The 23,716-nt window shown below is 53.5% G+C and carries 22 protein-coding genes, 1 tRNA gene and 1 pseudogene; 17 read left to right on the top strand and 7 right to left on the bottom strand.

From position 1 onward, the window contains the following. Positions 1 to 94: 94 nt before the first annotated feature. Both QFZ34_RS11695 and QFZ34_RS11690 read right to left on the bottom strand, forming a co-directional pair. Complete coding sequence (locus QFZ34_RS11695; RefSeq protein ID WP_307281053.1) at positions 95 to 946, bottom strand: SDR family NAD(P)-dependent oxidoreductase; 852 nt, start codon at positions 944 to 946, stop codon at positions 95 to 97. A gap of 65 nt (positions 947 to 1,011) precedes the next feature. Next, positions 1,012 to 1,458, bottom strand: a complete 447-nt coding sequence (locus tag QFZ34_RS11690; protein WP_307281050.1) for a hypothetical protein — start codon at positions 1,456 to 1,458, stop codon at positions 1,012 to 1,014. Positions 1,459 to 1,715: 257 nt separating this feature from the next. Here QFZ34_RS11690 and QFZ34_RS11685 point away from each other — a divergent pair, with 257 nt between their 5' ends. Together QFZ34_RS11685 and QFZ34_RS11680 are read left to right on the top strand one after the other, a co-directional pair. Continuing rightward, positions 1,716 to 2,003, top strand: a complete 288-nt coding sequence (locus tag QFZ34_RS11685) for a DUF6074 family protein (protein WP_115054314.1) — start codon at positions 1,716 to 1,718, stop codon at positions 2,001 to 2,003. A gap of 66 nt (positions 2,004 to 2,069) precedes the next feature. Then, the gene (locus QFZ34_RS11680; RefSeq protein ID WP_115054313.1) at positions 2,070 to 2,249 is read left to right on the top strand and encodes a hypothetical protein; all 180 of its coding nucleotides are present in this window, start codon (positions 2,070 to 2,072) and stop codon (positions 2,247 to 2,249) included. 60 nt (positions 2,250 to 2,309) lie between these two features. Here the strand turns inward: QFZ34_RS11680 and QFZ34_RS11675 are convergent, their stop codons facing one another. Both QFZ34_RS11675 and QFZ34_RS11670 read right to left on the bottom strand, forming a co-directional pair. Further along, entirely contained in the window at positions 2,310 to 3,812 is a 1,503-nt protein-coding gene (locus QFZ34_RS11675; RefSeq protein ID WP_115054312.1) for an argininosuccinate lyase, read from the bottom strand. An 86-nt stretch (positions 3,813 to 3,898) separates the two neighbouring features. After that, entirely contained in the window at positions 3,899 to 5,233 is a 1,335-nt protein-coding gene (locus tag QFZ34_RS11670; RefSeq protein WP_115054311.1) for a dicarboxylate/amino acid:cation symporter, read from the bottom strand. Between the two features lie 241 nt (positions 5,234 to 5,474). Between QFZ34_RS11670 and QFZ34_RS11665 the strand changes: the two genes are divergently transcribed. Together QFZ34_RS11665 and QFZ34_RS11660 are read left to right on the top strand one after the other, a co-directional pair. Beyond that, positions 5,475 to 7,331, top strand: a complete 1,857-nt coding sequence (locus QFZ34_RS11665) for a sensor histidine kinase (protein WP_307281046.1) — start codon at positions 5,475 to 5,477, stop codon at positions 7,329 to 7,331. 2 nt (positions 7,332 to 7,333) lie between these two features. Beyond that, entirely contained in the window at positions 7,334 to 8,677 is a 1,344-nt protein-coding gene (locus QFZ34_RS11660) for a sigma-54-dependent transcriptional regulator (RefSeq protein ID WP_307281043.1), read from the top strand. Positions 8,678 to 8,717: 40 nt separating this feature from the next. Here the strand turns inward: QFZ34_RS11660 and QFZ34_RS11655 are convergent. After that, positions 8,718 to 8,807 (bottom strand) — tRNA-Ser (locus tag QFZ34_RS11655). Between the two features lie 327 nt (positions 8,808 to 9,134). Here QFZ34_RS11655 and rplU point away from each other — a divergent pair. From rplU to QFZ34_RS11600, 11 genes and pseudogenes are all read left to right on the top strand, one after another. Then, positions 9,135 to 9,611, top strand: coding sequence for a 50S ribosomal protein L21 (gene rplU / locus QFZ34_RS11650; RefSeq protein ID WP_008121909.1), 477 nt, complete (start codon positions 9,135 to 9,137; stop codon positions 9,609 to 9,611). 24 nt (positions 9,612 to 9,635) lie between these two features. Then, positions 9,636 to 9,908, top strand: a complete 273-nt coding sequence (gene rpmA, locus QFZ34_RS11645; protein ID WP_115054309.1) for a 50S ribosomal protein L27 — start codon at positions 9,636 to 9,638, stop codon at positions 9,906 to 9,908. A gap of 119 nt (positions 9,909 to 10,027) precedes the next feature. Beyond that, the gene (locus QFZ34_RS11640; protein WP_115054308.1) at positions 10,028 to 10,630 is read left to right on the top strand and encodes a GNAT family N-acetyltransferase; all 603 of its coding nucleotides are present in this window, start codon (positions 10,028 to 10,030) and stop codon (positions 10,628 to 10,630) included. Between the two features lie 168 nt (positions 10,631 to 10,798). Next, a complete protein-coding gene (obgE, locus tag QFZ34_RS11635) occupies positions 10,799 to 11,833 on the top strand; it encodes a GTPase ObgE (protein ID WP_115054307.1) in 1,035 nt (344 codons plus the stop codon). An 8-nt stretch (positions 11,834 to 11,841) separates the two neighbouring features. Continuing rightward, the gene (proB, locus tag QFZ34_RS11630; RefSeq protein ID WP_307281033.1) at positions 11,842 to 13,038 is read left to right on the top strand and encodes a glutamate 5-kinase; all 1,197 of its coding nucleotides are present in this window, start codon (positions 11,842 to 11,844) and stop codon (positions 13,036 to 13,038) included. A gap of 3 nt (positions 13,039 to 13,041) precedes the next feature. Further along, entirely contained in the window at positions 13,042 to 14,337 is a 1,296-nt protein-coding gene (locus QFZ34_RS11625) for a glutamate-5-semialdehyde dehydrogenase (protein WP_115054306.1), read from the top strand. A 47-nt stretch (positions 14,338 to 14,384) separates the two neighbouring features. After that, positions 14,385 to 14,981, top strand: a complete 597-nt coding sequence (locus QFZ34_RS11620; RefSeq protein ID WP_115054766.1) for a nicotinate-nucleotide adenylyltransferase — start codon at positions 14,385 to 14,387, stop codon at positions 14,979 to 14,981. A gap of 154 nt (positions 14,982 to 15,135) precedes the next feature. After that, the gene (gene rsfS / locus QFZ34_RS11615; RefSeq protein ID WP_115054305.1) at positions 15,136 to 15,519 is read left to right on the top strand and encodes a ribosome silencing factor; all 384 of its coding nucleotides are present in this window, start codon (positions 15,136 to 15,138) and stop codon (positions 15,517 to 15,519) included. A 77-nt stretch (positions 15,520 to 15,596) separates the two neighbouring features. Continuing rightward, on the top strand, positions 15,597 to 16,079 hold the full coding sequence (gene rlmH / locus QFZ34_RS11610) for a 23S rRNA (pseudouridine(1915)-N(3))-methyltransferase RlmH (RefSeq protein WP_307281028.1): 483 nt from the start codon (positions 15,597 to 15,599) through the stop codon (positions 16,077 to 16,079). A 195-nt stretch (positions 16,080 to 16,274) separates the two neighbouring features. Beyond that, a complete protein-coding gene (macA, locus tag QFZ34_RS11605) occupies positions 16,275 to 17,564 on the top strand; it encodes a macrolide transporter subunit MacA (RefSeq protein WP_307281025.1) in 1,290 nt (429 codons plus the stop codon). Between the two features lie 2 nt (positions 17,565 to 17,566). Then, a pseudogene (locus QFZ34_RS11600) lies at positions 17,567 to 19,511 on the top strand (MacB family efflux pump subunit). A gap of 1 nt (position 19,512) precedes the next feature. Here QFZ34_RS11600 and QFZ34_RS11595 read toward each other — a convergent pair. After that, on the bottom strand, positions 19,513 to 20,394 hold the full coding sequence (locus tag QFZ34_RS11595; protein ID WP_307281022.1) for a LysR family transcriptional regulator: 882 nt from the start codon (positions 20,392 to 20,394) through the stop codon (positions 19,513 to 19,515). A gap of 127 nt (positions 20,395 to 20,521) precedes the next feature. Here QFZ34_RS11595 and QFZ34_RS11590 point away from each other — a divergent pair, with 127 nt between their 5' ends. Then, positions 20,522 to 22,018 (top strand): CoA-acylating methylmalonate-semialdehyde dehydrogenase, encoded by a 1,497-nt coding sequence (locus QFZ34_RS11590; RefSeq protein ID WP_115054765.1) that lies wholly within the window; start codon positions 20,522 to 20,524, stop codon positions 22,016 to 22,018. A gap of 53 nt (positions 22,019 to 22,071) precedes the next feature. On the opposite strand, the gene QFZ34_RS11585 is transcribed toward QFZ34_RS11590, so the two are convergent. Next, the gene (locus QFZ34_RS11585) at positions 22,072 to 22,725 is read right to left on the bottom strand and encodes a GntR family transcriptional regulator (RefSeq protein WP_307281017.1); all 654 of its coding nucleotides are present in this window, start codon (positions 22,723 to 22,725) and stop codon (positions 22,072 to 22,074) included. 81 nt (positions 22,726 to 22,806) lie between these two features. Between QFZ34_RS11585 and QFZ34_RS11580 the strand changes: the two genes are divergently transcribed. Continuing rightward, on the top strand, positions 22,807 to 23,700 hold the full coding sequence (locus QFZ34_RS11580; RefSeq protein WP_115054299.1) for a dihydrodipicolinate synthase family protein: 894 nt from the start codon (positions 22,807 to 22,809) through the stop codon (positions 23,698 to 23,700). Positions 23,701 to 23,716 lie beyond the last annotated feature (16 nt).

Genomic DNA, 23,716 nt, shown 5'->3' with positions numbered 1-23,716 from the left:
GCGGTTAAAAAGTTTGCGTCAACATAAAGCGGGTTTACCGCCCTCTTCAAGTCGGTAATGTGGATTTATTCAGCCCACACGCCGGACTGATTTCTCAGGCATTTTGTTTGAGAAAATTGGCAAACCGGGATTCAAAATCCGGATGCCACCGCGAAAGCGGCGGACGGTTTTGGATAATATCATTTGCTGCCCAGAGAATTCGCTTCTCGTCCAAAGCGCGAGTGACGTCATTATCAGGGCACAGAATGTAAAAGTCGCCAGCCGCCACGCTCTCCAACATGAAATCAACTGTCTGTTCCGGTGTCCACGCGCCAGCGGGTTTCTCAACGCGGTCGCCCTTTGTAAGGGCCGTATAAACAAAGCCCGGAATGAACAGATGTGCGGTTACGTGACAGTCTTTCGTGTTACGTAACTCGTGTTGCAACGCCTCCGTAAAGGTCTTTACCCCTGATTTGGAAACGTTATAGGCGGGGTCACCCGGTGGAGTGGTTATGCCTTGCTTCGATCCCGTGTTGATAATCAAACCCGGCGTCTGACGCTTGATCATTGACGGGCCGAATATCTGACAGCCGTGAACCACGGCCATCAAATTGGTTGCAATAATGCGATCCCAATTGCTGCCGTCGAAGACGCTGCTTCCAGGTTGGATGCCGGCATTGTTCATTAAAATGTCGGTCTGGCCGAATTTCTCATCGACAATCTGTTTCAAATTCCGCAGATCATCGGGGCGTGTCACGTCTGTAGCAACTGCGATGACGGCATCCGGATGAGCTGGCTGCAAATCTGCAACTTCCCGACACGCCTGCTCCAACCTCTCTCCGCCCAGATCGGCAATGGCAACCTTCATCCCCAAACCGGCAAAACGCTTTGCCGCCGCCAGACCGATACCCGAGGCCCCTCCAGAAATTACGGCAACACAGGACGGGGATAAAGCGGGATGGTTCATGACAGTCGTCCTCAAATGCGTTGCGAAATGAAGGAGCTTTTCAAGGCGTTGAACTTACGAGGCCATCAGCCGAAATTGGGCACACGCAGATAATGAGGAAGCGGGGTTATTTGTTCCTTGGGCAGGCGGCTTTCTGGCGACACCCGCGTCTCAGGCTTGATAACTGCCTTTGCAGACTTCAGACGCCGGGCCTCAATGATTTCTCTTTCCGAACTCTCTCCCATTGAAAGTGCTTTCAAAAGGATCATTCGCGCTTCGTCGACTATCGACGACTGATTTTCATTGAGGGCGATGTCGAGTATAACGCGCCGGAAATCTGTAAGCTCGATCGGTTTTCCTGCGGCTGCGCGCTGCCGTGCAGCATTCTCTTTATCGATCAGAGCATAAAGTTTTTCTCGCAGATCGGCTCCCACATTTTCATACTGCATGGCGATATCGGGAGCTACCGCGGCCAGTTTTTGCTTCTGCCGTTCGCGGTGCCGTCTCTGTCGTTCTGCGTTGCTCAGTGCCATGTATGAATGTCTACGCCGTTAACAAACGAATCACTTACCCCACCTGTGATAGGCCTGCATGCCGTAACGGGCAAGATTCAGGAGGTGTTACGCACAAATCTGTTGCCCAATAAAGTGTGGTTAAATGTTACGTAACGTTTGAAAACATTGAATTTTTTTCTGAAAATTTATGCTGAACAAATTGTTAGGAACCTTGCTCGTATTCTTGCTCACGAATCAATGCAAACGCGGCAAATGCCGTCCGGGAATAAGCGAGCATGCAAAAAGTTAACCCTGCTACGAATTGCCAAATAATCCCTTTTCCGATGACGAAGAGGCTAGCTACGGTTCGCGAAGTTGCGGCCACGCTGAAGGAAAAAAACGGTCGCCAAGCTGAAGCCTATCGAAACAAGGTCGCTGATGGCCTGTTCGAACATCTGGCTCGGATCGGCCTTTCCGAAGACGAGCAGGATGAAGAAGTCGGGGCGTTTTTCAGCGCGGTGGAGCTGGAAATGTTCCAGATGTACGATCCAAGCGGCATTTATGGAGACCGCTCCGTTTATTGACAAGGTGCGCCCGTCCCAGGGCGCTATACAATTTGCTTTTGGCCTTGCAATACATGAAAATGCTGCATGACAAGCGAACAGAGATGCTATGTGCACACCGACAAGAAAAGCGACGGCAAATGGTATTATGTCGTCGTTATCGATGGTGAGACAGGCGCCTTGATGGGGCCGCACGATACCGAAGACCAAGCTCTCGCTGCTGGCCAGAAAGATCTGGAAAATCTTAGTATCAATGATGATGAATAGCCCGTTTGCAGCCGGGCGAGCATTCCAAACTCGCCGGGCTCTATCTGTCAGCCAATGCTGTTAATTTGGGCTTGTGGAAAGCTTGTCGAAATCCTCATCCAGCCGTTTAAGCGCTGTGGTTACGACGCGCCGTCTGTCTGCGACCCAAGCTTCTTGCGAGGCGATTTTTTCTTTGGCCGTTTTGATCATCCGCGCCATTTCCTTGGGCTGCGGCCCGCCGCTAGTGGCTCGATTCCTAACGATTGCGACTGGGTCGAGCGTTGCTCGAAACTCTTCCTCGTTCATAGGGAGCTGGTCTGAAAAGCTCGATCCCTTGACAGCTTCCTTGTAGATTCGCTGCGCATCGGCATAGGGGAAGTCGAGTGGCTTGATATTTTGTGATTTGGCAAAATCCACGATCTCGGACGCAAAGTGATGCCCGACGCGGAAAGGCAGTTTATATTTGCGCATCAAAACATCCGCGAGTTCTTGCGAAGCAGTCCAGTCGCTGTTCAGCTCTTCAAGGGAACGGTTCGGGTCGATCACGAGTGAGCCGATTATTTTTTCCCAGCCTTCCAGCGCTTTGATCGCGCTTTCGACAATTTCTGTGTTGGCATCCTCGTCTTTTGCATCCGGCATGCCGGGCGTAATGTTGTGCGCTTGGATAATGGGTCCCATAGCCAATGTCACTGCCGTGGAAGCAGCTTGCCTTGTGGAATTGAGAATTCCAGGATTGCGCTTCTGGGGCATCGCGCTGGACACATATGTGTTGCCTCCCCCTGTTTGCAGCAATATCCACGGGCGGGGCTGCGCATATTGCGTCATGATATCTTCAATGAACTGTCCGGTATGGAGTGCGATACTCGTAACGATCGCTCCAACTTCGACCGGTTCATCTACCGGGGATATTTGTGAGGCGTCATATGCATTGTCAACGATGCCACTGAAGCCGAGATAATCCGCCATTCGAGTTCGATTGAGTGGCCAGCTTGTGCCGTTCAGTACAGTGGTTCCCATCGGGCTTCTGTCAACACGGGCATAGGCTTCCCTGATACGCTGAGCATCTCGCTCCAGACCTGCTGCATGGCCAAGCAGGTAGTGTCCGAAACTATTGGGTTGCGCCGCGACGCCGTTGGTATAGTTGGGTACGATCGTATCGACATGGCGCTCTGCAAGATCAACGAGGGCGCTTGTTGTTTTATCCAGCTGGTGTGCAAGTCTTAGTAGATCATCCCGCATGATGGCGGCCCTGTAGGTCGAATGCATATCCTGGCTTGAACGCCCGGCATGGATTAACGTGACCTCCGGGCCTGCTGCTTCAATGAGCAAAGGCTCAAATGCGATTACGGTTGAGGGCCGCTTTGCTCCAGGTTGAGCCCCATCTGCAAGGACCTTCTTCAGCCCGGCGGCGATCTTTGGCGTGAGGTCTTTGTCGAGCAATCCTTCGTCGGAATTGATAATGATCGTTGCCTTGTTGATCATGCCCAACCAGAAGAATTCGTCCCTCGGTGGTTGTTCTGCAGCGATTGCAACGCCGCTATGAACACTCGCAACCAATGTCAGTGCATAAAGAAGTGTTTTCATGATACCTCCCAGCGCCTGCGGCGACACCAAAGGAAATGGCACACCGCAGGACTTTTATTACATGGACAAGCGATCAAACTGAATAATCAGTTTGCCAAGACCAGTGCTTCTTCTTCGGCCAGTTCGCCGTTAAGCGCCTGGGCCAGTTTGTCTTTGTCGAGCTCGCCTTCCCAACGCGCTACGACAATCGTTGCAACGGCATTGCCAACAAGGTTGGTCAAGGCACGGCATTCTGACATGAAGCGATCAATACCCAGGATTAGCGCCATGCCCGCAACGGGAACCGCCGGCACAACAGAAAGCGTCGCCGCAAGGGTAATAAAGCCGGCACCGGTGATACCGGCAGCGCCTTTGGAACTCAGCATGGCGACGAGCAAAAGCAGAATTTGATCCGACATGCTCAAATGGATGTTTGTTGCTTGAGCAATGAACAGGGCCGCCAGGGTCATATAAATGTTTGTGCCGTCCAGATTGAAAGAATAGCCGGTCGGGATAACGAGGCCGACCACGGATTTCTTGCAACCCGCCTTTTCCATCTTGGCCATAAGGGTTGGCAGCGCTGCTTCCGAAGAGCTGGTACCAAGCACCAGCAAGAGCTCTTCCTTGATGTAGCGGATCAGAGCCAAAATGGAAAAACCATTATACCAGGCAACCGCGCCGAGAATGACAAGCACGAACAGGAGTGATGTCAAATAGAATGTGCCGATCAACATGATCAAATTGGCGACAGACCCGATGCCATATTTCCCGATGGTGAACGCCATTGCTCCGAATGCGCCAATGGGCGCTGCCTTCATCAAGATGGCAACAAGTTTGAAGATCGGCGCCGAAAGCGTCAGAAGAAAGTTGGTGACTGGCTCGGCTTTCTCACCGACCATGGCAAGCGAAAGACCAAACAGCACCGAGAAGAAAAGCACCTGCAGAATATCGCCGGATGCGAAAGCGCCGACGATCGTGGTCGGGATGATATTGTTCAGGAATCCAATGATGCTCTGCTCATGCGCCTGCTGCGTGTAGGTTGCAACCGCTTTTGGATCAAGCGAGGCAGGATCAATGTTCATGCCTGCACCGGGTTGAACAACATTGGCAACGACCAGTCCGACGATCAAGGCAAGCGTCGAAAACGTCAGAAAGTAGATCATGGCCTTGCCAGCAACGCGGCCGACTTTCTTAAGATCGCTCATACCGGCAATGCCGGTGGATACGGTCAGAAAAATGACAGGGGCGATGATCATTTTTACCAGCTTGATGAAAGCATCGCCAAGCGGTTTCATACTGGTTCCAAGGTCAGGATAATAATGCCCAAGCGCGATGCCGATGGCGATTGCGACAAGTACCTGAAAATATAAATGGCTATAGATCGGAGCCTTTTTTGATGGCTGCAGGCCAGCATTGGCCGTGGTTAGTGTCACCGGACTCATGACTTCCTCCATGATGCGAGCCTCGTCTGACAGGACCAACCTGCTAGCCTCCCAGGCTCAATTACAGACGGACCGGCCGTCTGCAGCCATGGAATGCAAATGGCGTGCCAATTATTTGTAATTCTATAACTCTTTGAAATTAATGCATTTTTTTATGCATAAACGTCGACTCCGCCTCAAATTGTGTGGTATGCCGCACAGATTAATTGTATTTTGTGCGGATATATGCACACCTATGTTCATGGATGATCATCCACAAAAGGCCTCTGAAATCCTCACCCCGACAGCGCGATCTGGTTGGGCCAGCAAGGCTGTTCTGGCCACCTTTGCTGTAATCATAATTTTTGCGGCGCTTTTTGTGGCGGGCAATATTGGCCGCGAACGCGGGTATCAGATCGTGATGGACCGTGCGAAAAGCACAGCTGAATTAAATGCAGTTCTCCTGCGCACCGTGCTCGAAAAGCAAAGAGCGGTTCCTTTTGTCCTGTCCCAAGACAGGGATGTCATGAGTGCGCTTTCCACTCGCAGCGAGAGCCAGCTCCAACGTCTCAATCATAAATTTGAAAGCCTTATCGGTGGCACCGGATCTGCTGTAATTTACCTGCTTGATGCAAGTGGACTGGCAATCGCTGCGAGCAACTGGAACGAGCCGATCAGTTTCGTCGGAACCAATTACAGTTTTCGGCCCTATTACACACGCGCCATCAGAAATGGCAGCGCAGAACATTACGCCCTTGGCACTGTCAGCAAGCGGCCGGGACTTTATATTTCAAAGCGCATTGATAGCCCGGCTGGACCACTAGGCGTCATTGTTGTCAAACTGGAGTTTGATGAAATCGAAGCGGACTGGCGCCGCAACAGCGATCCGACCTTGGTGGTTGATCAACGCGGTATCGTGCTGGTCACAAGCTTTCCCGACTGGCGTTTTATGACAGAAAGTGTCATCCCCGCCGAGCGAATGGGGCCGCTTCGTGAGAGCCTGCAATTTGGCGGCGCGCCATTGGAGCCGCTGGATATTTCTCCGCCCATGCCAACGGTGCAGCCGGATATTGTTCAAGCCAGGTTGCCGGGCGCCCCGTCCCGAAGAGAATTCGTACGGGTTCAAACCTCGGTTCCGACCACGAGTTGGAAATTGCAATCATTGACGCCTGCCGCACCAACGGTGACCGAGTCTGTCCGTACCGCTCAGTTGATTACACTGCTCTTTCTTGCTCCCTTGCTGGGTCTCACTGCTTTTATTCTTCGCCGGCGCGGACTGGCATTGCGCCGGGCGCACGAACAGGAAGTGGCGAGGGTTGAACTTGAGCGCCGTGTTGCTGCCCGCACTGCGGATTTGAGTGCGGCGCATGCCGAGCTGGTCATGCAGGCGGAAGAACGTCAAAAGACGGAAACAAAACTCCAGTCCGTCCAATTGGAGCTTGTGCAGGCGAACCGCCTGGCAATTCTCGGTCAGGTGACTGCAGGGGTGGCGCATGAGATTAACCAGCCTGTGGCGGCCATTCGATCCTATGCTGATAATGCGGCAACGTTTTTGGGGCGCAATCAGGTCGATTCCGCCAAAGACAATTTGAAGACTATTGCCGGGCTGACGGAACGCATCGGAAGCATCACCGACGAACTCAGGACCTTTTCCCGCAAAGGCACGGGAGATTCTGGGCCTGTCAGTGTCAGTGATATCATCGAAGGTGCAATGCTGCTTCTCGGAAGCAGATTTCGCCAGCGTGCCGGACAAATCCTGACTGAAATGCCCCCTCCCGAGGTGAAGGTCTATGGCAACCGCATCCGCCTCGAACAAGTTCTGATCAATCTCATGCAAAATGCGCTGGAAGCGACCGAAGGTGGACCCGCCAGCAAGATCAGCGTGCGCTATTCCATTGACGAAGACGAACTGCGATTGATTGTTGCTGATAATGGTCCCGGAATACCCGATTCAATCATGCAGATGCTCTTTACACCCTTCAACACGTCCAAGGATCGGGGCCTGGGGCTTGGGCTGGTGATCTGCCATGACATTGTCGCGGAGTATGGGGGGCGCATCGAGGTTGAAAGCAGCTCTGCCGGGACCGAGTTCACCGTGCATCTGAAAAAGGTGGTCTGACCATGGATTCAAATCATATTGCCTTTGTTGAAGATGATGACGACCTGCGTGCTGCAAATTGCCAGACGCTTGAACTGGCAGGCTTCAACGTGCAGCCCTTTCCCAATGCAATGCTCGCTTTGCGATTCCTGACGCCGGACTTTCCGGGTGTCGTCGTGACCGATGTGAGGATGCCTCACATTGACGGGCTTGAATTGTTTCGCCGTTTGCGTGAAATGGATTCTGATCTGCCCGTCATCCTTATAACCGGACATGGTGATATCGATATGGCTGTCGAGGCGATCCATAAGGGCGCCTATGATTTTATCGCCAAGCCCTATCCAGCCGATCGCCTTGTGCAAAGCATAATGCGAGCATTGGAGAAACGCCGGCTCGTCATGGAGAACCGCGAATTGCGTTTGGCGGTGGAAAACACGAATGAATCACTGCCGCTGATCGGTCAAACGCCCGTTATGCAAAACCTTCGAAAGACCCTGCGCCATGTGGCAGGTGCCGATGTAGACGTATTGATTGCCGGTGAAACAGGGACGGGAAAAGAGGTTGTTGCCGGACTTTTGCATGAATGGAGCAGGCGCAAACAGGGGAACTTCGTTGCGCTGAACTGCGGGGCTTTGCCGGAAACAGTCATAGAAAGCGAATTGTTTGGCCACGAAGCCGGAGCTTTCACGGGGGCTCAAAAGAAGCGTGTTGGCCGCATCGAGCACTCTAGTGGCGGAACCTTGTTTCTCGATGAGATTGAGAGCATGCCTCTTTCAACGCAGGTAAAACTTCTACGCGTTTTGGAAAGCCGGGAAATTACACCGCTTGGCACCAACGAACACCGGCCCGTCGATTTGCGCGTGGTGGCCGCGGCCAAGGTTGACCTTGGGAGCGCCGACCAGCGCGTCAATTTTCGCGAGGATTTGTTCTACAGGCTCAATGTCGTGACTGTTTCAATTCCTCCGCTGCGTGAGCGGCGCGATGATATCATGCTTCTGTTTACCCATTTTCTGCATCGCGCTTCGGCAAGATTCAAAACAGATGTGCCAGAGATCACAGCCGCGCAGCGCTCCTATCTCATGCAGCATGACTGGCCCGGAAATGTGCGCGAGCTGGTGCATTTTGCCGAACGTGCTGCACTTGGTCTTGATGGCATTGAAACAACAAAATCAGATATTGAAAGCGACGGTTCGAGTTTGCCGCAAGCCATGGAACGATATGAGGCGCGGCTTATCCAGCAAGCATTGGCAGCAAATGGCGGGGATGTGCGCTCCACGATCCAGGCACTCGGTATCCCGCGCAAAACCTTCTACGACAAGCTGCAGCGTCACGGGATTGACCGATCCGACTACGTCTCAGGCAAGTGATAAGTGAGCTCTCTGAACGCGCCTGCTGGCGCAATGTAAATGGCGGAGAGGGAGGGATTTGAACCCCCGATGGAGTTGCCCCCATGCCGCATTTCGAGTGCGGTGCTTTCAACCACTCAGCCACCTCTCCGCATATCGGATCCACGTAAAGACCCGTATTTTTAGTGCTGCGATGCCCCAAAGGGCTTGGCTTGAGCGTGCGACGCGCTAGATAGCGGGCAAAGCGCGCAGATACAAGAGCAATTTTGCGTTAAATTTCTTGACTCCGCCTCGCTCCTGATCTTATAAGCGCCCAACGACTGGCGTGGGGGATTCTCCGCGCCGTTTGTTTTTGAATTCGGGTGCCTTCGTTCTTATGGATAAAAGTGCCTTTCGATCAATCTGTCACGACTGACAAAAAGACGGTTATTGCCGGGAAACTGGCAGAAAACCGAACCGAACGCCGAAAGGGCACAAAATGTTCGCAGTCATCAAGACCGGTGGTAAGCAGTATCGCGTTGCCGCCAATGACCTACTCAAGGTCGAAAAAGTTTCCGGCAATGCCGGCGATATCGTACAGTTCGCAGAAGTTCTGATGGTTGGCGTCGGTGCTGACGCAACAATCGGCGCTCCTGTAGTCAGCGGCGCGCTGGTCACAGCCGAAGTCGTTGAACAGGGCCGCGCACGCAAGGTTATTGCCTTCAAGAAGCGCCGTCGCCAGAATTCGAAGCGTACACGCGGTCATCGTCAGGAATTGACAACGATCCGTATCGCTGAGATTCTTACCGGTGGTGCCAAGCCTTCGAAGACTGCCGCTGAAAAGCCGGCCAACAAGAAGCCTGCAAAGGCTGAAGTTGCTGCTGCTGACGCGACAGAGACCAAAGCCGCCCCAAAGGCCAAAGCTGCGCCCAAGAAGGCTGCTGCCAAGGCTGAGAAGCCCGCTTCGGGCGAATAAGAACAGGTTTAAAGGAGCAATCCCATGGCACACAAAAAAGCTGGTGGTTCATCACGCAACGGTCGTGATTCAGAATCAAAGCGCCTTGGCGTAAAGAAGTTCGGCGGCGAGCGCGTGCTTGCTGGCAACATTCTCGTTCGTCAACGCGGCACCAAATGGCACCCCGGTGTCAATGTTGGTCTTGGTAAGGACCATACTCTGTTTGCGCTTGAAGCAGGCACAGTTTCTTTCCGTACCAAAGCCAACGGCCGTAGCTTCGTGTCGATCGTCACCCCGATCGCCGAAGCAGCAGAATAGCCGGTCATGCTTGAAGCACCGGCGTCCCATCGGACCCGGTGAAAAAATGGCAATCGCCAAAAGATCAAAGGGAGATGGGGCACTACCCGTCTCCCTTTTCGTATCTGGAGGAATGAAAAATGGTTGCTGATATACTTGAAGAAGAAGATGAACGGCTGGATCTGATAGACTGTCCGGTTCTCGTTACGGACCGCCTTATCTTGCGGGCGCCTCATATTGAGGACGTGGACGCAATTGCCAATCTTGCCGATAATCTGCGCGTGGCAGAAATGCTGTCACGCATGCCGCACCCCTACACGAAAGCCCATGCGGTTGATTTCGTGCGCCGCGCCAATGCGGGCGAGATTGGCAAATGCGTCTATGCCATTACCCTTGCTCAAAATGGAACCTTCGTTGGTTGTTGCGGAATCAATTATCGACGTGGCGCCGGCAAGGATGAACTGGAAATAGGCTACTGGCTTGGTGAGCCGCATTGGGGCAAGGGGTATGCGACCGAAGCTGCTCATGCGCTGGTGGATCTGGTGTTCCGCGCAACGCAGGTCGAAAAGCTTTACGCTTCGTGCCGTGTGTCGAACATTGCATCGCGCCGGGTGCTCTATAAGAGCGGATTCCAGTATACGAATACGGGTATGATGGATTCCATCAATGCGGGTAATGTTCCAGTGGAGCGCTATATGCTCGACAGACGTACCTGGATTGGTCTTCGGAGTTGGACTTCCTAACGCCCTGGATGAAGTAAGATGGTGCTGGAGGTATTTTCGACCTCCAGCGCTGACAATAAAAACTCAACGCGCTGGTTCCCGAATGCTCAAACTGACGGGAACTGGCCAGTTTTATTCTCGCTGGAATTGCTGTATTGCCTGCAAGCGACACAAAAGGACTGAATTTCCATGAAGTTTCTCGATCAGGCGAAAGTCTATATCCGCTCCGGCGACGGTGGTGCCGGTTCGGTATCTTTTCGCCGTGAAAAATTCCTGGAATTTGGTGGCCCTGATGGCGGGGATGGAGGTCGCGGTGGCGATGTATGGGCCGAAGCCGTCGATGGCTTGAATACATTGATCGACTATCGCTATCAGCAGCATTTCAAGGCCAAGACAGGCATGCACGGCATGGGCCGGGACATGACCGGCGGCAAGGGCGCGGATGTCGTTTTGAAAGTGCCGGTCGGCACGCAAATTTTCGAAAATGATAATGAAACGCTGATCGTCGATTTCACGGTGGTGGGGCAGCGCTATCGTCTGGCCAAGGGCGGTAATGGCGGCTTTGGCAATGCGCATTTCAAAACCTCGACCAATCAGGCTCCACGACGTGCCAATCCCGGTCTAGAGGGTGAGGAGCGTAATCTTTGGCTTCGTCTGAAATTGATTGCGGATGCCGGACTTCTTGGAAAGCCCAATGCCGGTAAGTCGACATTTCTTGCCAGTGTCACGGCTGCCAAGCCCAAGATCGCTGACTATCCATTTACGACGCTTCATCCCAATTTGGGGGTCGCGCGTGTTGACGCTCGCGAGTTTGTTATTGCCGATATTCCCGGTTTGATCGAAGGCGCTCATGAAGGCGTAGGGATCGGCGACAGGTTCCTTGGTCACGTGGAGAGGACACGTGTCCTTTTGCACCTGGTCTCAGCTCAGGAAGAAAATGTTGCCGAGGCCTACAAGACTGTGCGCAATGAATTGAAAGCCTATGGCGGAGGACTGGCGGAAAAGCTGGAAATTGTTGCCTTGAGCCAAATCGATACATTGGACGCCGCAGCACGCAAAAAGAAGATTGCCGCGCTGAAGAAAGCATCCGGTGTTGAGCCGATGCTCTTGTCTTCAGTCAGCCGCGAGGGCGTCGAGCAAGTCTTGCGGGCATTGTCAGCGATTATTCTTGAATCGCGAAAATCAGAAGCGCCTGTAGAGGTCGATAACCGCTACAAATATTGAGTATCGCAATGTCTGTGAAATCCACACAACACCGCAGTGATAATGAGCATGGCGCAGCGGGCGCTTCGCCAACGCTGCGGAACTATCGGCGTATTGTTGTGAAAATCGGTTCGGCATTGCTTGTCGACCGGACCAGCGGATTGAAGAGGCAGTGGCTGGAAAGCCTGGGCGCGGATGTTGCCGCGCTTGCCGCTTCAGGCGTGGAAGTGATGATCGTCTCATCGGGTGCCATCGCTCTTGGACGGAATGTGCTGGGTTTGCCAAAAGGCGCGTTGCGGCTGGAAGAAAGTCAAGCCGCCGCAGCAGCCGGACAGATCGAACTTGCCAAGGCCTATGCCGAGGTCCTGAGTGGTCACAGTTTACGGGCAGGGCAAATCCTTCTTACGCTAGCTGATACGGAAGAGCGGCGCCGCTATCTTAATGCACGTGCGACTCTCAGCACATTGTTACGATTGAAGGCCGTGCCTGTGATCAATGAGAATGACACGGTTGCCACAACGGAAATCCGTTATGGCGACAATGACCGGCTTGCGGCGCGTGTTGCAACGATGATGAGCGCAGATTTGCTGATCCTGCTTTCAGATATTGATGGGCTCTATACGGCTCCGCCGCATCAGAACCCTGACGCGCAATTCATACCAATGGTTGAGGCGATTACGCCCGATATCGAAGCCATGGCGGGAGCCGCAGCTTCTGAATATTCGCGTGGCGGCATGAAAACCAAGCTTGATGCGGGCAAGATTGCAAATGCTGCGGGCACGGCGATGATCATCGCTTCGGGAACGCGGTTGAACCCGCTTGCGGCCATTGACGGTGGCGAACGCTCGACTTTATTCCGGGCAAGCACATCACCGGTAAATGCCTGGAAAACATGGATTTCCGGCAATCTGGAACCATCAGGCCGACTGGTGATCGACGATGGGGCTCTGGTGGCATTGAAATCAGGCAAATCGCTGTTGTCGGCAGGGGTTCGCGAGGTTTACGGACAATTCATGCGCGGTGATACTGTTGCCGTCGTGGGGCCCGATGGCAAAGAGGCGGCACGGGGGCTGATTGCCTATGATGCGGCAGATGCCGTAAAAATTGCTGGCCGCAAGACGAGCGAGATTGCGGAAATATTGGGTTATGATGCCCGCTCAGCGATGATACACCGCGATGATCTGGTGGTGCGCGCAGCAAAACAGCTTGCTGTTGCGAAGGAGTAGAACATGTTGACACGTACAGGTGCAAACACTCCAGAGGCTGAAGCCATAGTTGAATTGATGGCAGAGACAGGCCGCAAGGCACGAGCGGCCGCGCGTCCATTGGCTATAGCATCGCCGGAAGTCAAAACGGCTGCGCTCTTGGCAATGGCGGATTGCATCGAACGCCGCAAAGCGGAAATTCTTCAAGCCAACGAGCAGGATATGACCAATGGCGCAGCTGCGGGAATGACGCCTGCGCTGCTTGACCGGCTCAAGCTTGATGACAAACGGATCAGTGGTATCGCCGACAGTATCCGTGTCATTGCCGACTTGGCTGATCCTGTCGGTCAGGTTATTGCAGAGTGGGACCGCCCGAATGGTTTGCATATTGAGCGTGTCCGTACTCCGCTCGGCGTTATCGGCGTCATCTATGAAAGCAGACCGAATGTTACAGCGGATGCTGGAGCGCTGTGTTTAAAGTCCGGCAATGCCGTAATTTTGCGTGGCGGCTCGGATTCAGTGCATTCCTCACGGGCGATCCATGCGGCCCTTTCAGAGGGGTTGGAGTTGGCGGGTTTGCCACGCGACGCAATCCAACTCGTATCGACAACCGATCGTAGCGCCGTTGGAGAGATGCTCAAAGGACTTGATGGCAATCTCGACGTAATCATCCCACGTGGCGGAAAGAGCCTTGTTGCAAGAGTGCAGGCAGAGGCACGTGTTCCGGTTTTTGCGCATCTGGAGGGGCTCTGCCACGTCTATATTGATGGATCGGCCGACCTTAATCTGGCGCGCAAGATTGTTGTGAATGCTAAAATGCGCCGGACAGGCGTTTGCGGATCCGCGGAGACGCTTCTGGTCGACCGGCTCATTGCACCGACTTATCTCACGCCGCTATTGAATGATCTTGTTGAAGCGGGCTGCGAAATTCGCGGAGACGAGCAGGTGACCAAGCTTTACGGCAAAGCGAAAGTTGCGACGGAAGCGGATTGGTCAACTGAATATCTGGATGCGATCATTTCCGTGAAACTGGTCGATGGTATTGAGGGTGCGCTGGATCATATAAATCGCTATTCATCGCATCACACGGAAGCGGTCATCGCCGAAGATGAAAGTGTCGTGGAGCGGTTCTTCAATGAAATCGACTCAGCGATTCTGTTGCACAATGCATCGACGCAATTTGCCGATGGCGGTGAGTTCGGCATGGGTGCAGAAATCGGTATCGCCACCGGCAAGATGCATGCGCGGGGTCCTGTTGGAGTTGAACAACTGACTTCATTCAAATATCTCGTCCGCGGCACGGGTCAGATACGTCCGTGATATTTACACCGGCGAGTATCCCCGGCATTAGCGATGCGCATCTGCGTATGCCATTTGTTGAAAAGGGTATGGCTGTCGGCTTGTTCGGTGGATCGTTCAATCCCCCGCATGCGGGTCACGCGCTTGTCGCAGAAATCGCGATGCGCAGGCTCAAACTCGATCAGCTCTGGTGGATTGTCACGCCGGGAAATCCCCTGAAGGACAAGCGGGAACTAGCGCCGCTCTCCGATCGCCTGGAAAAATGTGAAGCGTTGATTCATGATCCCCGGGTGAAGGTCACGGCATTTGAAGCGGCTCACCACATTCGTTACACGGCGGATACGCTGGCTTTGATAAAACTGCGGAATCCCGGCGTGCATTTCGTATGGATAATGGGTGCGGATAGTCTGGCGGACTTTCATCATTGGCAGCGATGGCAGCAAATTGCCACGACATTTCCGATTGCCGTTATTGATCGCCCCGGATCAACGCTGGCATTTCTGTCGTCGCGCATGGCCAAGACATTTGATTACGCCCGTATCGACGAGGATGATGCGCCCATTCTCGCGCGAGCTCAAGCGCCGGCGTGGACGTTCATTCATGGGCCAAGGTCATTGCTTTCATCCACTGAAATACGCAATGGGAATATGAAAACAGGCGGCTAAAAGAACCTGTTGCGGGTTAGATCAAGATGACGTCTTGAAACTGCCATGCGACTCTGCCTATCTTATACGTGTGCAGTGAGTTTAGTAGCTGCGGCGCGTTGTTCTTAAAGGGAAAGGAATTACACTGAGAACAGCAATTCAAAAGAAGGAAGCTTTGGCTCCTTCAACGGCAGAGATCAGCGGTATCAATACCGTCGCTCGCGCCCTCAAATCAGTGCTTGATAGTCTCGATGACTCCAAGGCTGAACAAATTGTCCCCATCGACCTTCGCGGCAAATCTGTCATCGCTGACCATATGGTCATTGCGTCCGGACGTTCGCATCGCCATGTCACGGCGGTTGCGGATCAGCTCCTTCGGACTCTGAAAGAGAACGGATATGGCAATAATGCCAAGGTTGAAGGTCTTACCAGCGGTGATTGGGTGCTGATCGACACGGGCGATATCATCATCCATATTTTCCGCCCCGAAGTGCGGGAGTTCTACAACATCGAAAAGATGTGGCAGGCTCCGGAACTTGACGGTGAAACCGTACACTAGCGCCGAATAGCTCTGGTGTTTTTTTAGCCGGCGAAAGGTCCGGTTGAGCAGTTTTAGGTCTGCCGGACTGGAGTATCATGCGTATCAGTGTGTTTGCCGTGGGCCGCATGAAGTCCGGTCCGGAACGTGAGCTGGCGGACCGCTATCTCGACCGGTTCAAAAAGACAGGCGCTTCATTGGGCCTCGAATTTTCGTCTGTGACGGAAATAGTGGAAAGCCGTGCGCAGCAGGCAGACCTGCGAAAACAGGAAGAGTCTGCTCAGTTATTGAAAGCTCTTGATGCTGGTGGTGTGTTGGTGCTTCTCGACGAACGCGGAAAAACCATGGCGTCTGATGTATTTGCATCCAGCATCGCCAAATTTCGCGATGAGGGGAAACGGCAGCTGCTGTTGGCGATTGGCGGGCCGGATGGTCATGATGCTGCGTTGAGGGAGCGTGCGGACCTTGTTCTCGCGCTTGGTGCCATGACTTGGCCGCACCAAATCGTCCGTATTCTTGTCGCCGAACAACTTTATCGGGCCACAACAATACTTTCAGGTCACCCGTATCACCGCGTTTAAGCGCGGGATTTTGAGTAAAAACATTACAAATAAGTAATTCAGCCATCATTCATCTGAGCACTTCATAATAGGCGTTCTTGATCATTACAAAAATATAATGATCTCAAAGCTTTTCGAACGAACCACTCCTGTCCATTTCTTGATAGTATCAATCGAGGTGGAGTGCTTCATCTGCGAAGAAGGTGGAATGGGTCGATGACTAAAATTGCCAAGGTGACCGGTCATGAGAAGCCAACGCTGGAAGACTCGAACGTAACGTTTATCCCAGGCGCGGTTCCTCCAGGACGCAAGAAAAAGCGCTCGCGTCTTTGGCTGTGGTTGCCTGTCGCTATCCTTGCAACAGGCGCCGGTTACTATGCATGGACGTCTTACAGTGCTTCCACATCAACAACCGCTGTGATCACCCAACCCGTTGTGAGAGCAGACATCGAGAACGCAGTCACTGCTGTTGGCACGCTGGATTCGATTAAGTCAGTCGATGCTGGTGCGCAGGTTTCTGGTCAGTTGAAAGCTCTGCATGTCGAAATCGGTGACAAGGTAACCCAGAATGAACTGATTGGTGAGATCGATCCGGCAACCATTCAAAACCGGATTGAGATCGATCAGGCGGAGCTTGCCAACCTACAAGCGCAACTCGTGTCAAAAAAGGCTCAGCTTGTGCTGAAACAGGCAAATATCGAACGGCAGCGTAACTTGGTGGCAACCCGCTCAGTCTCGCAATCGACGCTCGATCAGGCTGTTGCCGATCTGGCGACGGCGGAGGCTGATGTGAATGCGCTTGAAGCGCAAATCCGAAAGCAACAGGCGACCCTGGACGGCGATCAGGTCGATCTCGGCTATACGAAGATTTATGCGCCAATGGCTGGAACCATCGCAGCCGTGCCGGTCAAGGAGGGGCAGACGCTGAACGCCAGCCAGACAGCGCCGACTATTGTGACAATCGCCGATCTTTCTACGATGACGGTCAAGGCACAGGTCTCAGAAGCTGATGTCAGCAAACTCAAGCTGGGAATGGACGCGTATTTCACACTGCTCGGGCAACCGGGCAAACGATATACCGGCAAGCTTCGCCAGATACAGCCTACGCCTGACATTGAAAACAACGTCGTGCTTTACTATGCGCTATTCGACGTGCCCAATATTGATGGCGACCTTATGATTTCAATGAGCGCACAGGTCTTCTTCCTGCAATCAGCGGCGAAAGATGTGCTGGTGGTTCCGAGCTCGGCAATTCGCGCGAAAAAAGGTTCCAGCGCGGCTGCGGATGACAAACGCCAGTTCGAGGTCAGCGTCGTTGATGCCTCCGGAAAAACATCCACACGCGATGTTGAAGTTGGCATTCGCAATCGCGTGAATGTGGAGATCAAGAGCGGCCTGAAGGAAGGCGATCTTGTTGTTGTCGGTCAGGCAAGCGATTCCACCAATGCCGCAAACGGTTCCGGCAATCGCTCGCAGCGCGGCCAACGCATGCCACGGATGTTCTAGATATGGCAGCGCTCATATCGCTCAAGGACATCAGCAAAACCTACTATAATGGCGACCTTTCAGTCGAGGTTCTGCATGGCATCTCACTCGATATAGAGGCGGGTGAGTTCGTTGCCATTATCGGGCAGTCCGGGTCGGGCAAATCAACGCTGATGAATATTCTGGGCTGTTTGGATCAGCCGACCAGTGGCAGTTATCAGCTGGATGGAGAGAGTGTTTCGGGGTTTGAGCCAGATGAACTGGCCGGATTGCGGCGACGAACCTTTGGCTTCGTTTTCCAAAGCTATAATTTGATTCCCACTGCCAGTGCGCAAGAAAACGTTGAGGTGCCCGCAGTCTATGCCGGTGCTTCGGCACAAGACCGGCACGATAGGGCGGAAGCGCTGCTGAACACACTCAACCTGGGTGATCGGTTGGATCACAGGCCGAACCAACTGTCCGGTGGACAGCAGCAGCGCGTTTCGATTGCACGGGCTTTGATGAATGGCGGGAGGATCATTCTGGCAGATGAGCCAACCGGCGCTTTGGATAGCCAAAGTGGTGAAGAAGTCATGGCGCTGTTGCGAAAAATGAACGAGAGCGGCCACACGATTATTGTTATTACCCATTCGCGAGAAGTGGCCGAGCAGGCGGATCGTTTAATCGAACTGCGTGACGGGCACGTCGTCTCTGATCGTACCAAAAAAGGACGCAGCAATCCTGAAGCGGCTTTTGGTTTGAAGCAGAAGGCGGTTGATGGGGTTGCCGCGATCGCAGACGTATCCGAAGCAATCAAGATGGCGGTTCGCGCTTTGCGCGCAAATCTGTTTCGCACAATTCTCACCCTGCTGGGCATTGTGATCGGAGTCGGCTCAGTGGTGGCAATGCTGGCGATTGGCACGGGGGCCCAAAACTCGGTTCTGGACCGCATTTCATCAATGGGTTCAAACCTGCTGGTTGTGCGACCGAACATGGCGAATTTTCGCGGGGGGCAGGGCGGCAGCATTGTAACGCTGGTTCCGGCCGATGCCGATGCAATTCTGGACGTTCCAAATGTGTCATTCGCCGTTCCTGAAATGACCAGTACAGTGACTGTTCGTTATGGGAATGTTGATTATCAGACGTCAGCCAATGGGACAGTTCCGCAATTTACCGATGCCAAATCATGGAAAGTCGGAGCGGGGGAGTTCATCAATCAACAGGATATGACCAATTATGCGCCGGTGGCCGTACTTGGCCAAACGGTCGCCAAGACGCTCTTTCCGGACGGTGAAAGCCCGCTTGGAAAATATGTCCTCGTCAGCAAAATCCCTTTCCAGATCATTGGTGTCATGAGTGAAATGGGAGCAGGGCCGGGCGGAAATGATCAGGATGATACGATTATCGTGCCGCTGACGACGGGTAGCACGCGGCTATTCGGCCAACGGAATGTGCGCTCTATTACTGTGCAGGTTAAAGACGGCTCGCTTATAGATGCCACGCAAACGACTATCCAGCAATTGCTGGATGAGCGTCACAAAAAGGCAGGACACGCAAATTACCAATATGGCTTCAATTCGTGAGGCTGTGACAGAGACTTCGAATACGTTGAAATTGTTTCTTGGCGCCGTGGCGGCCATTTCGCTTCTGGTAGGCGGAATTGGCGTGATGAACATCATGCTCGTCAGCGTCAGTGAGCGGACGCGCGAGATTGGGGTGCGTATGGCTACGGGCGCGCGACAGCGCGATATTCTGCTGCAGTTCATCATAGAGGCGCTGGTCGTTTCGGCGGTAGGCGGAGCCATTGGCGTTGTGGCGGGCCTTGGCACAGGAGTTCTGGCAAAGCTGATGGGCGCGCCCATCAGCTTCACCGTTGGGCCAGTTGCGCTGGCCTTTGCCTGTTCGTTTCTCACGGGTCTGGTCTTTGGTTATCTGCCGGCCAGAAACGCCTCCAAGCTACAGCCGGCGGTTGCCTTGAGTTCAGAATAGATCAGGAAAAGCGGCTCGCTTCACTGTGAACCAGATCGGAAATAAAACCTGATACTGCGGTTATGCGGCGAAGCGTACGCACTGACTCGTGATAGGAAAGCCAATAGGAGCGGCGGATTTTTCGTTCTGGCATAATGGCTACCAGTTCCTCATGCTCGCGCGCGATAAAAGTATGAAGAATGCCGATCCCAGCGCCAGCCTTGACCGCTTCGACCTGACCCAAAGCACTCGATATCTCAAAACCAGGGTGCCATTCGCGGGTAATTTCCGGCGCATAATTCAGTGACTGGCTGATCACCAGATCATCGACATAGCCGACCAGTCGGTGCTGGGGTAGTTCTTCGATTGATTGGGGTTCGGGATGGGCGGCTAGATAAGCGCGGCTGGCATAGAGGCACAGACTGTAATCGACGAGTTTTCTTGCGACCAGACGACCCTGGTCGGGACGGTCCACGGTAATTGCAATATCGGCTTCCCGCCGTGACAGTGAGAAAGAGCGTGGAACCGGAACAAGCTGAATCTTGAGATCCGGATAATTCGCCGTTAGCCGGGCAAGCCGCGGTGCCAGGAAAGTTACGCCAAATCCGTCCGGCGCGCCGATGCGAACTGAACCGGATATGGCCACGTCAGCATCTCCGAGGGAAGAGCGCGCAGCCAGCATTTCCGCTTCCATACGCTCGCCTGAAAGAAGAAACTCTTCTCCCGCGCGCGTCAGTTCGCAACCATTTGTGCGTCTGGTCAGCAGCTTGGTGTTGAGCGCTGTCTCCAGAGCCGTTAGTCGCCTTGCTACCGTCGCGTGGTTGACGCCCAGCCTTTTCGCTGCGCCGAGTATCTGGCCTGAACGTGCTACGCTCAGGAAAATGCGGACATCATCCCAGTTCATCAACCACCTCCTAATGTATCTTACATTGTTTTTTGCACAACGGATGCGCTTTTGCACGTCTTGCATTTAACATTTTGAAGCGCCTATTATGCCGCATACGAAGATCATCAAAGGGAGGTTGCTCGCAATGCGCGAAGTTGGACATTTTATCGGTGGCAAGCATGTCGCTGGCACAAGCGGTCGCACGACCGAAATTTTTCAGCCCATGGATGGTACAATTCAGGGAACGGTTGCACTGGCCACTCCGGCCGAAGTACGCGCAGCCGTGGAAAACGCCAAAGCAGCTCAGCCTGCATGGGCAGCAACCAATCCGCAGCGCCGCGTTCGTGTCATGCGCAAGTTTCTTGAACTTGTTGAAGCGGAATACGACTCATTGGCTGAACTCCTTGCCCGCGAACATGGCAAGACCATCCCTGATGCCAAAGGCGATATCCAGCGCGGTCTGGAAGTTGTTGAAGTTTGCCTGGGTGCGGCTCACATGCTCAAGGGCGAATTTTCCGACAGTGCAGGCACGGGCATTGATGTATATTCAATGCGTCAGCCGCTTGGCGTCGTTGCAGGCATAACACCCTTCAACTTCCCGGCGATGATCCCGCTGTGGAAAGCTGGCCCCGCCATTGTCTCGGGTAACGCATTCGTCCTGAAGCCTTCAGAGCGTGATCCCGGCGTGCCGATGCGTCTTGCAGAACTCTTTATCGAAGCTGGATTGCCCGCAGGCATTTTCAACGTTGTCAATGGCGACAAGGAAGCCGTGGACACGCTGCTCGACGACCCGGACATCAAAGCAGTTGGCTTTGTCGGATCCACGCCGATTGCTCAATATATTTACAGCCGTGCCACGGCAAATGGTAAGCGTGCACAGTGCTTCGGCGGTGCCAAGAACCATATGATCATCATGCCCGATGCTGATATGGATCAGACAGTGGATGCGCTGATCGGTGCAGGTTATGGCTCGGCTGGCGAGCGCTGCATGGCGATTTCGGTTGCGGTTCCAGTGGGCAAGGAAACAGCAGACCGTCTCGTTGCAAAGCTTATTCCACGCGTTGAGGCTCTGAAGGTCGGGCCGTCTACTGACCTGACGGCAGATTACGGTCCAGTTGTAACGAAACAGGCGCTTGAGCGTATCCAGGGCTATGTTGATCTTGGCGTGAAAGAAGGCGCGAACCTCGTCGTTGATGGGCGCGGCTTCAAGATGCAGGGTTATGAAAATGGCTACTATATGGGTGGCTGCCTCTTCGACAATGTGACGCCTGACATGCGCATCTACAAGGAGGAAATCTTTGGGCCGGTGCTCGGTATTGTCCGCGCCGACACTTACGAAGATGCACTTCGTCTGCCTAACGAGCATGAATATGGCAATGGCGTCGCTATCTTCACCCGCGATGGCGATGCGGCGCGTGATTTTGCATCACGTGTGCAAGTCGGCATGGTCGGTATTAATGTGCCGATCCCGGTTCCAATTGCCTATTATACATTCGGTGGCTGGAAAGGTTCAGGCTTTGGTGATTTGAACCAGCATGGTCCGGACGCATTCCGGTTCTATACCAAGACAAAGACGGTCACATCTCGTTGGCCTTCGGGCGTCAAGGATGGCGCGGAATTTGTTATTCCAACAATGAATTAAGCTGTTCTGCTGGAATAGTATCAAGCCGCCTGCAATTTTGCCGGCGGCTTTTTTTATGGTGCAAGTACCCTGAGATGTTCGATCAGCTTGCTTGCCGCATCTTCGGCACGTTCCGGATTGCGGTTGATGATCGCTTCAATCAGCGCTTTATGCGCTGCGACTGACTGTTGCAGTCCGCCGGGTCGTTGCAGGCGAAACCAGAAACGCCGGCTATGGGTTTGCAAGGGCGAGGCAAGGCGGGCTGCAAATGGATTTCCAGCGGCCTGACCCAATACAGTGTCGAACGTCTTATCGGCTGTCAAAAACCCGGCAACATCCTCCGAACTCACCGCTTTGCTCATCGCATCGGAGGCTTCTCTTAACCTGCGGTGATGCAACTGCGCACCAAATTGCGCTGCACCGCGTGCCAACACGCGTTCTATCCCTTCACGGGCATCGAGAACTTTGGAAAAATCCTGCGGATTCAGTTCGGCAATCGCTATCCCTGAGCGGGGTCTGATTTCCATCAACCCTTCCCATGCAAGCTTCTGCACCGCTTCCCGAACAGGTGTGCGCCCCATTCCCGTTATATCGGTTAGCGCACGTTCATTGACGATAGCGCCGGGCTCAAGGCTGAGCGTAACGATCATTTCTTCAATCTGCCGGTACGCCAGTTCTGCGAGGCTTTCACCTGATTGGACGGGTGTATGTGCAGTGGTTTGAAACATGTGCAAGGATCTTTCAATGAAACGATTGACAGTAACGCATCCTACAGATATATTTCTGATATATCAACAAGGAGTATGATCATGTGGTCAGGTGTTCTTCCCGCAGTTACCAGCAAATTCACCGATGATGATAGGCTTGATCACGGCGAAATGGAACGTTGCTTCTCCCTGTTGATGGAGGCTGGCTGCGATGGTCTGATTGTTGCCGGTTCGCTTGGCGAAGGCCCTATGCTTAGCCATGATGAAAAACTTGAAGTTCTGAAAATAGCGCAAGGTGTAGCCAAGGGTAAGCCGGTTCTGCTCACAATCAATGAGGCGGCCACCCGCGACGGGGCAGCTCTTGCAAAACGCGCTGCCAAGGCAGGTGCAGACGGGTTGATGCTTGTTCCAAGCCCCATCTATCATACCGACCCGGAAGAGACGGTCACCACATTGAAAGCCGTTGCGGCTGCGGGCGATCTTCCAGTGATGATTTATTCAAATCGTATCGCCTACCGCGTCGACGTTACCAGCGCGATCTTGTCCGAGCTTGCTTCGGATGATCATTTTGTTGCGATCAAAGAGTCATCAGATGATATTCGCCGCACGACGGACATTATCAATGAGTTCGGCACACGTTTCGATCTGTTCACGGGTGTCGATAATCTCGCTTTTGAGGCATTGACTGCCGGTGCTGTTGGCTGGGTTGCAGGTCTCGTAACAGCTTTCCCGAAAGAAACAGTAGCCATCTACAAGCTTGTGCTCGCGGGGCGTTACGCTGAGGCGCTGGAAATCTACCGTTGGTTCCGCCCGCTTCTGGATCTCGATGTTTCAACCTATCTTGTGCAGAATATCAAGCTGGCAGAAGTGCTGGAGATCGGAACGAATGATCGTGTACGCTTGCCGCGTCAACCTCTGCGCGGAGAACGCCGAGCATCCGTTGAAAAGACAGTGAGAGATGCAATAGCTTCACGTCCAGCGTTGCCGTCGCTTTGAGTTTCGTGTCACTTTA

The organism is Phyllobacterium ifriqiyense (genome assembly GCF_030817885.1).
Lineage (GTDB): Bacteria > Pseudomonadota > Alphaproteobacteria > Rhizobiales > Rhizobiaceae > Phyllobacterium > Phyllobacterium ifriqiyense.
The sequence above is the reverse complement of the archived record's forward strand: the minus strand, read 5'-3'. Positions and strand labels throughout refer to the sequence as shown.